Below are 8712 nucleotides of genomic sequence, written 5' to 3' on the forward strand. Positions count from 1 at the left end.
GATTTGCCCACCATCCAGATCGAAGCCAGCCTGCCCGGCGCCAACCCCGGCATCATGGCGGCGTCGGTGGCGACCCCCATCGAACGCCAATTGTCGACGGTGGCCGGCATTGAACAGGTGCTCTCGTCCAGCAGCACCGGCTCCACCCAGATCACCGTGCAGTTCGCGCTTGATCGCGACATTGATTCCGCGGCGCTTGATGTGCAGTCGGTGCTTTCGGCCGTCACCCGCCGGCTGCCGCCGGAAATGCCGAGCCCGCCCAGCTTCCGCAAGAGCAACCCGGCTGATTCCCCGGTGATCATCTATTCGGTGCGCGACAAGACACGGGCGCTGAACGATCTGCAGACCCTGGTCGACAATCTGCTGGTGCCGCGCATTTCCACGCTGCCTGGCGCAGGCCAGGTGCAGACCTTTGGCGATCGCCGTTACGCCGTGCGGATTCAGTTCGATCCCGCCGCGCTGGCCGCCCGTAACCTGACGGTGGACGATCTGCGCTCGGCAGTGTCCGCCGCGAACAGCAATATTGCCGTCGGATCGATCACGGGCGGCGCGCGAACCTATGTGCTCGACGCTTCGGGCAACCTCGAAAAGCCGGCCGAATTTGCCAATATCATCATCGCCAACCGGAATGGCCTGCCGGTGCGGGTGGGCGATGTCGCCAGCGTGATCAGCAGCTATGAACGGTTGCGCGGCGGCGCCCGCTTCAATGGCGAGCCCTCGCTCACCGTGGCTGTCAGCCGCCAGCCCGGTGCCAATGTCGTGCAACTCGTGGACAATGTGCGCGCCGTGCTGCCGTCGGTGCGCGAAGCCATGCCGGCGTCGGTGGACATCAGCGAGATTCTCGACCGTTCGGAATCGGTCCGCGAAAGCGTGTTCGACGCGCAGGCAACGCTGGTCGGCACTGCCTTCCTGGTCATTCTGGTGATCTATCTGGTGCTGGGGGATGCGCGTGCCACCTTCATTCCGGCGATCGTGCTGCCGGTCGCTGCCATCGGCACATTTGCCGGCATGTATTTCTTTGGTTTCACGCTCAACAACCTGTCGCTGCTGGCGCTGACGCTGGCGACGGGCTTCGTTGTCGATGATGCTATCGTGGTGTTGGAAAACATCGTGCGCCACACCGAAGACGGCGAAGACCCGCGCAGCGCCGCCATCATCGGCGCCAACGAGATCAGCTTCACCGTGGTGTCGATCTCGGTCAGCCTGGTTGCCGTGTTCATCCCGCTGCTGTTCATGGGCGGCATCATCGGCCGGTTGTTCAGCGAATTTGCCGTGACCATGACCATCTCCATCGCGGTGTCGGCGGTCTTGTCGCTGACCTTGATTCCCATGGTGGCGGCGCGCCTGCTGAAATCCGGCCATCAGGAACCGGGCCGGGTTGCGCGCATTACCAAGGCGGGCTTTGCCCGATTGACCGCGCGTTATCTCAAGGCGTTCGATTGGTCGCTGCAGCACCGCAAGGTTGTCGGCGGTTTTACTGTGGTTTCCATCGCTGTGGCAGCCTGGGGCTTCATGGCCGTGCCCAAGGGCTTTTTCCCGGCCGAGGATACCGGCATCATCTTCTTCGGCACCGAAGGCGCCCCCGATCTCGGCTATGATGAAATGGCCAAGAAACACGCCATCGCCGCCAAGATCGTGCAGGACGATCCCGCCGTTGCGCGCGTCAACGCCATCCTGGGCCTTGGCGGATCGAGCAGTGGCCGACTGTTTGCGCCGCTGAAGCCGCGCGACGAGCGCGATGACATCGAAACCGTGCTGGCCCGGCTGCGCAAGGCCACGGGAGGCATTCCCGGCTATGCCGCTTTCCCCAACGTGCAGCAGAATTTGCAACTGGGCGGCCGTCCTTCGCCGACCAACTATCAATACACCATCTCGGCGGTGGACAAGGATGAGCTTTATGCCTTTGCACCAAGGCTGGAGCAGGCGATGCGCGGCATTCCCGGCCTGGTGGATGTGAACAGCGATTATCAGCGCGGGGCCCGTCAGGCGTATGTCGAAGTTGACCGCGACGCCGCCGCCCGGCTTGGCGTGCCGGTGGAGGCGGTGCGCCGCGTGCTGCTGGCGGCCTATGGCAACCAGCAGATCAGCCGCATCTACACCGACGCCGAAGATTATCAGGTGATCATGGAAATTGATCCGCGCGATCAGACCAATCCTGATGCGATTGGCCGCCTCAATGTGCGCGGCAGTTCCGGCGCGCTGGTGCCGCTGTCGGCGGTATCGCGCATTACCATCGGCGGCGCACCGCTGACCATTTCGCACCAGAGCCAGCTGCCCGCCGTCACGCTGGCGTTCAACCTGATGCCCGGCGTGGCGCTGAGCGAGGTCAAGCCCTTGATCGAAGCGGCTTCGGTGGATATCGGCCAACCTGCCAGCGTGTCAGGCGCCTTGGGCGGCAACGCCCAGCAGTTTGAAGCTTCGACCAAATCGATGCCGATCCTGTTCCTCGCGGCGATCATCGTCATCTACATCGTGCTGGGCGTGCTGTATGAAAGCTTCGTCCACCCGATCACCATCCTTTCGGGCCTGCCAGCCGCTGGCATCGGTGCGGTCGCCTTCCTGTGGCTGTTCGACATGCCGCTGGACGTGATCGGCATCATCGGCGTCGTGCTGCTGATCGGCATCGTCAAGAAAAACGCCATCATGATGATCGATTTTGCGCTGGCCGGGCAACGCGCTCATGGCTGGACCCCGGTTTATGCCATCCGCGAAGCCGCTGCCAAACGCTTCCGACCGATCATGATGACCACGTTTGCTGCGATGGCCGGGGCTGCGCCGTTGGCGCTGGGCCTTGGTGCCGGCGCCGAACTGCGCCAGCCGCTGGGCATTGCGGTGATGGGTGGCCTGGTGGTCAGCCAGGTGCTCACCCTGTTCATCACGCCGGTGGTTTATCTTGGCATCGAAAGCGTGATGCAGTGGCTGCGGGTCAAGCGCGGCGGTGCGCCGATTGCCGAACTGCCCGGCAACGCTGCCATCCGGCCCGAAGCCGCCGAATAGGGCCCTGCCGCTTGCGACAGGGCGGAAGCGCCATTGAACTGGATTAAGCTCCCGCCAAAGGAGCCTGCTCATGCCGACCGCCGCTGAAAATCTTGCCCGCTGGCACGCCCATGTGAAAAATCCCGATCATCAGGCGTTGTGGGACATGCTGCACCCTGATGCGGTGTTCGAAAGCCCGGTGGTGCACACCCCGCAGATGGGCCGTGAAATCGTGTTCAAATATCTCGCCAGTGCCGACAAGGTGCTGGGCGGTGAAGGCTTCACCTACACCGGCGAATGGCTGGCGCCGAACAGCGCCATCATCGAATTCCAGAATGTCATCAATGGCATCAAGGTGAACGGCATCGACATGATCAGCTGGAACGACGCCGGCCAGATCACCCATTTCAAGGTGATGGTGCGGCCATTGAAGGCGATCCAGATGGTGCATCAGATGATGGGTGAGATGCTGCAGAAGATGGCCAGCCAGCCCGCCTGAACTGGCCCCGCGACGATGTGCCGGCAGGGCAGGGTGGCCCCTGTTCTGCTATTGCGAGTTATGCGCACTTTGTTTCCGATATTGTTTGCACTTGCCGCCTGCGCGCCTGAGCCTGGGCCAGAGCAGCTCGCTGCGCACCGCGCAGAGGGTCTGTTACGCACCACTGGCCATGCCAACGCCACCTTGCTGGCTCCGCTGGCCGGGCTCGATGCCGATGGCCAACCCGGGGTTTGCGGCCTGATCGAAACGCGGGCCGGCCCAGTGCGAGTGGTGGTGGCGCTGCACAGCGGCGCCGTTCGCGCGGGCGTGCCGGCCACCAGGGGCGGCAACCGCGCCGATCTGGGCGAAAGCCGCTATTGCAGCGAAGCCGCCCTGAAACGGTGGGAGCAGGTGAAGCGGGGTGATCCCATCGGCCTCATCGCCCGCATCGGGGCCTAGACTGTTGGTTTGTCGTGATTTCCAAGTCGTGAAATGTGCCATTTCACTTGAAATCACTCTAGCGCAAATAATTCGGCGGGCGCTTCTCCATGAACGCGGCCAGGCCTTCCTTGAAATCATCGCTGGCTGCGCACATCAGCTGATTGCGGTTTTCCATGGCGATGGCGGCTTCCAGGCTGGGCGCGTCGATCGAAGTGCCCAGGCCCTCCTTGGTCATCCGCAGGCCGATGGGGGAGGTGGCGAGCATTTCAGCAACCAGCGCTTCGCCAGCGGCTTCCAGTTCGGCATCGGGCACCACCTGGCTCACCAGCCCGGTGGCCAGTGCGCGATCGGCGTGGATAAAACGGCCGGTCATCATCAGTTCGGCGGCCAGGCTGGCGCCGACCAGACGCGGCAGGAAATAGCTGGTGCCCATGTCGCAGCTGGACAGGCCCAGTTTGATGAAAGCCGCGTTCATGCGGGCGCTTGTTGCTGCGATGCGGATATCGCTGGCCAGTGCAAAGGCAAAACCGCCGCCGCACGCCGCGCCGTGGACAAGACTGATGATCGGCTGCGGGCAACGCCGCATCTTCACATACACGTCGGCCAGCCAGCCCTGAAAACCAAAGCCGCCAGCAAACGGGGCTGGCTGCGTGCCCTGCGCCCCCGCTGACTGAGATTTGATGTCGAGGCCGGCGCAATAGGCCCGGCCGGCGCCGCGCATCACCACGATGCGGGTGCGTTCGGCGTGAAACAGCGAACCGAAATAGTCCGACAGATCAGCCACCATCTGGTTGTTGATGCTGTTCAGCGCCTCGGGGCGATTGAGCGTCAGCCAGTCCACCGGGCTGCGCTGTTCGATCGCAATGGTTTCGTATGTCATCACACTCACCTGTTGGACTGGCCGTCGTCGATCTTGATCACCGTGCCGGTCACGGCTTCGCCCGCCGGCGCGACCAGATAGAGCAGCGTGCTGTCCATCATCGCCGGATCGCCCAGGCGCTTGCGGCGGAAATGCTGGGTGATGTCGCCCATGCGGGACAGCATGCCGTCCATCATCTCGCTGGCAAAAGCGCCGGGCGCGATGGCATTGACGTTGATCGGATAGCGCGCCCATTCCACGCTGAGAACTTCGGTCATCCGCACCATGGCGGCTTTGGTCATGCTGTAAAGCGCAGCGCCATGGCCTTGATATTCAAAGGCTGCCATCGAAGCGATGTTGACGATGCGCAGCGGCTTGCCATCGGCAATGCGGCGGGCAGCCAGGCTGGTGCAGAGCAGCCACGGCGCGTTGACGTTCACCGCCATCACCTGATTATACAGCTCCGGGCTCAGCTTGTGGGCGCGCGCGGCATCGGGAATGCCGGCATTGTTGATCAGGATCGACACGGGCCCCATTGCGGCTTCCACCGTTTCAGCCAGCGCCAGGCACTGCGCCTGATCTGCCACGTCGATCTGGAAGGCGCGGGCGGTGCCGCCGGCCGCCACAATTTCGGCAACCAACGCATCAAGCTTGTCGGCGCGGCGGGCACACAGCGCAACACTGGCGCCGGATGCAGCGAGCACCCGGGCAAAGCGAGCGCCAAGCCCGGAGGACGCGCCGGTGACAATGGCCACCTGGCCGGAGAGATCGTGGGAGGCATTGGGCAGCGGAAGGGACATGAGCGGATCCTGTTTGCAGACCACGCATCATCGCGGCCCTGCAAAGCGACCGCCATTCCCAGAAGCGACAGGGGTGAAAGCGCGATTGGGGTGAAAGCGCGATTGGCCGAAACGGCAAAAGGCCGGTCAGGCGTCCCCGACCGGCCTTCGCCCCGCACGGCGCGTGCGCCGTGACCCGTTAAGCGATCTGGACTTCCTGCTGCTGAAGATGGGCAAAGCCCAGCTGGGCAGACCCAAAATCGCCAAACCATGCTGGCCCGCTGCCAATGGCGGCCGTGATTTCAGCAAAGGCGCCGGCTTCGAGGGCCGTGGCTGCAAAGCCAAGCGGATCGATCTCGCCCATGGCAGAAGTGCCGGGGGCGACGAAGACGAAATCCGCCGCCGTGATGGTCTTGCTGCCCTGAACAAGCGCGATCAGTTCATCGAACGTCTCGAACACGCCGTTGTTGTTGCTGTCCCACCAGATGCGTGTGCCGGTGAAGCCGCCAACGGTTCCGGTATTCAGGAAATAATTCCCGGCCAGCAGCTGGACGCGATCGCCTACGCTGAAGTCGGTGATGCGCGCGTAATCGCCGGCACCGTTCATCGCTGCACGCCCGTCATTGTAAAACACGCCGCGTCCGTCGCCGAGCACGAAGACATCATTGCCAAGGCCGCCGGTCATGATGTCGGAGGTGAAACTGCCCAGCGCGGTGCTCGTGGTCGGTACGCCGGACAAAATGTCGTTGCCGGCAGTGCCGATGATGGCCTTGTCTGAACCTTCGGTGCCATAAATCATGGTGCCCGGTTGCGGGGTAGGCGTAGGCGTTGGGGTTGGCGTTGGGGTCGGCGTTGGGGCTGCTGCCGAAAACACGATATCGGCCATGGTGAGCGTCTTGCTGCCCTGCACGATCGCGACAAACTCATCGGGGCTATCAAGCTGACCGTTGCCGTTGCTGTCGAGGAAAATCCGCATCCCCGTAGAACCACCAGCGCTGCCGGCACTCAGGAAATAGTTCCCTTGCGCCAACTGGATACGGTCGCCATCAGAAAAGTCCGCGATGCGGGCGTAATCGCCATAGCCTTGATTGTTGCTGCGGCCGTCGTCGTAAAACACGCCGCGCGCATCACCCAGGATGAAGAGGTCATTGCCGGCACCGCCGGTCATCACGTCCACTGTGCGACTGCCGATCTTCGTGCTGCTGAGTGCCACACCGGTAATGGTGTCGTTGCCAGCGCCGCCGGTCAGCGTATCCGAGTTGTCGGTGCCATAGATCACCTGGTCAGGAGACGGTGCCGGGGTTGGAGTCGGCGTCGGGGTGGGTGTCGGCGTCGGTGTCGGGGTGGGTGTCGGTGTCGGGGTGGGTGTCGGCGTCGGGGTGGGTGTCGGCGCGACATTCAGACCGGCCGAGATCAGATCGTTGACGTCAAGCCGGCCGTTGGTGACCGTGAGGTTGGTCAGCGATGTGGTGGCTTCGGCGGTGTTCAGGAGTGCTGCGCGCAGCTGGGCACCGGTCAGACCTTCGGCATAGGCCGAAAGCAGGGCAAGCGCGCCCGCCACGTGTGGCGAGGCCATCGAAGTGCCGGTGTAGGAAGCATAATTGCCACCCGGGGTCGTCGACAGGATCGAGCTGCCCGGCGCACCAATATCAACCGACAGCTGGCCGAAGTTCGAAGACCCGGCACGCGCCCCGCTGGAGGTGATGTTGGCCACGGCCACCACGGATTCCCAGCCGGCTGCGGCCAGGGTGGAATAGTTGGTGGGGAAATAGCTGGTGACATCGTTGTTGTCGCCAACGTTATCGGAGCCGCCGTTGCCGGCTGCGGCCACAAACAACAGATCCTGCTTGGCGGCGCGCACGATGGCATCAAGCATCGATTGGGATTGGCTGCCGCCGCCCCAGCTGTTGTTGGTGCCGACATAATTGCCGGCGCCGGCATCATGGGCCTTGGCGGCATTGGTGTAATAATCGATGGCGCTGATGGCGGCAGCGCTGCTGCCCGAACCGCTGTCGGGCAGGAACTTCAGGGCAACCAGCTGCACGGCCCAGTTCACCCCGGCCACGCCCAGCGCGTTGTTGCCAATGGCGCCGATGGTGCCGGCAACGTGAGTGCCGTGGCCATTGCCATCCATTGGATCATTATCGTTGTTGACAAAATCCCAGCCAACAAGGTCGTCGAGACGGCCATTGTTGTCGTTATCGATGCCGTTTTCCCAACGTGTGTCGTTGAGCAGATCGCCGGCATCGATGCGGCCATTGGCGTTCACGTCGCTCACGGCGCCGGCATTGGCCACGTTGTTGAGATCGCGGAAGGTGATCAGCGTATCGCCGTCGGTATCAACCAGGCCAAGATTGGTCGGGATTTCGCCGGGATTGAGCCAGATATTCAGATAAAGATCGGCGTGGGTGTAATCGATACCGGTATCGATCACGCCAACCACCGTCTTGGTGGAACCAGTATAGCCGCGGGCCCAGGCTTCGCCGGCCTGGCTGCCGAACTGGTTCACCGGGTTGGTGGTGTCGCCATACATGCCCCACAGGCCACCATTGGTGTACCGCGTATCATTGCTGCCCTGCACCGCAAGGGTGGCGTTCACTTCGGCATAAGCCACGCTGGGGTTGCGCGACAGCGCTTCCATCACGGCTTCAGAAGACTGGCCGGGCGCCACCTTGATCACCAGCAGATCGCCGTCGGCGTCGCTGCGCACCACGCTGGCATTGCCGCCACCGGCATTGCTCACTGCAAGGGCCTGATCGGCAGCACTGGCACCGGCGCGAAACTGCACCAGAAGCTCGGTCACCGAGCGGGCAGCTTCAACAGGCGCGGCCACGGCCGGGATGCCTTCCGGGCGGCCAAGGCTGCCAAATGCAAAACCGTCAGCAGCAATGGCTTCGGGGCGGGCGAAATCGGCCCCATCTTCGCGGGCCATCTGATGGCGGTACTCAGACATCGTGGCTGACCCTTTCAAACCACGTGCGCAACGCAAACTTTACAGCGGTTAACGCACACAAAAAAACAATGAACACGGGGTTACGCAAAGCAACTGGTAACGAAGCCTTTACCTCGAATAATATTCGAGAAGAAAAACTATTCGTTAACCGGATGTATCGAAACGCTGATACATCCGGTTCGATCTGCTGCTTAATCCGTATTGGTGTGGAAAATGTAAACGCGGC

The 8712-nt window shown here is 62.8% G+C and carries 7 protein-coding genes; 4 read left to right on the forward strand and 3 right to left on the reverse strand.

Features of this window, described 5'->3' with window-relative positions; all coding sequences use genetic code 11:
• The 3 genes from RMO81_RS08015 to RMO81_RS08025 form a co-directional block, all read left to right on the forward strand.
• On the forward strand, positions 1 to 2997 hold a 2997-nt coding region (locus RMO81_RS08015), incomplete at its 5' end, for an efflux RND transporter permease subunit (protein ID WP_310475302.1).
• Between the two features lie 70 nt (positions 2998 to 3067).
• Positions 3068 to 3475 (forward strand): nuclear transport factor 2 family protein, encoded by a 408-nt coding sequence (locus RMO81_RS08020; protein ID WP_310475303.1) that lies wholly within the window; start codon positions 3068 to 3070, stop codon positions 3473 to 3475.
• A gap of 183 nt (positions 3476 to 3658) precedes the next feature.
• Positions 3659 to 3913, forward strand: coding sequence for a hypothetical protein (locus RMO81_RS08025; RefSeq protein ID WP_310475304.1), 255 nt, complete (start codon positions 3659 to 3661; stop codon positions 3911 to 3913).
• A 58-nt stretch (positions 3914 to 3971) separates the two neighbouring features.
• On the opposite strand, the gene RMO81_RS08030 is transcribed toward RMO81_RS08025, so the two are convergent.
• The 3 genes from RMO81_RS08030 to RMO81_RS08040 all read right to left on the reverse strand — a co-directional run bounded on the left by RMO81_RS08030 (position 3972) and on the right by RMO81_RS08040 (position 8486).
• The gene (locus tag RMO81_RS08030) at positions 3972 to 4775 is read right to left on the reverse strand and encodes an enoyl-CoA hydratase/isomerase family protein (protein WP_310475305.1); all 804 of its coding nucleotides are present in this window, start codon (positions 4773 to 4775) and stop codon (positions 3972 to 3974) included.
• A gap of 5 nt (positions 4776 to 4780) precedes the next feature.
• Complete coding sequence (locus RMO81_RS08035; RefSeq protein ID WP_310475306.1) at positions 4781 to 5554, reverse strand: SDR family NAD(P)-dependent oxidoreductase; 774 nt, start codon at positions 5552 to 5554, stop codon at positions 4781 to 4783.
• Positions 5555 to 5732: 178 nt separating this feature from the next.
• The gene (locus RMO81_RS08040; RefSeq protein WP_310475307.1) at positions 5733 to 8486 is read right to left on the reverse strand and encodes a S8 family serine peptidase; all 2754 of its coding nucleotides are present in this window, start codon (positions 8484 to 8486) and stop codon (positions 5733 to 5735) included.
• Positions 8487 to 8509: 23 nt separating this feature from the next.
• Here RMO81_RS08040 and RMO81_RS08045 point away from each other — a divergent pair.
• The coding region (locus RMO81_RS08045; RefSeq protein ID WP_310475309.1) for a hypothetical protein at positions 8510 to 8712 on the forward strand (203 nt) is incomplete at its 3' end.

The sequence above is a fragment of the Sandarakinorhabdus sp. genome (assembly GCF_031422795.1).
In the GTDB taxonomy this organism is placed as follows: Bacteria; Pseudomonadota; Alphaproteobacteria; order Sphingomonadales; family Sphingomonadaceae; genus Sandarakinorhabdus.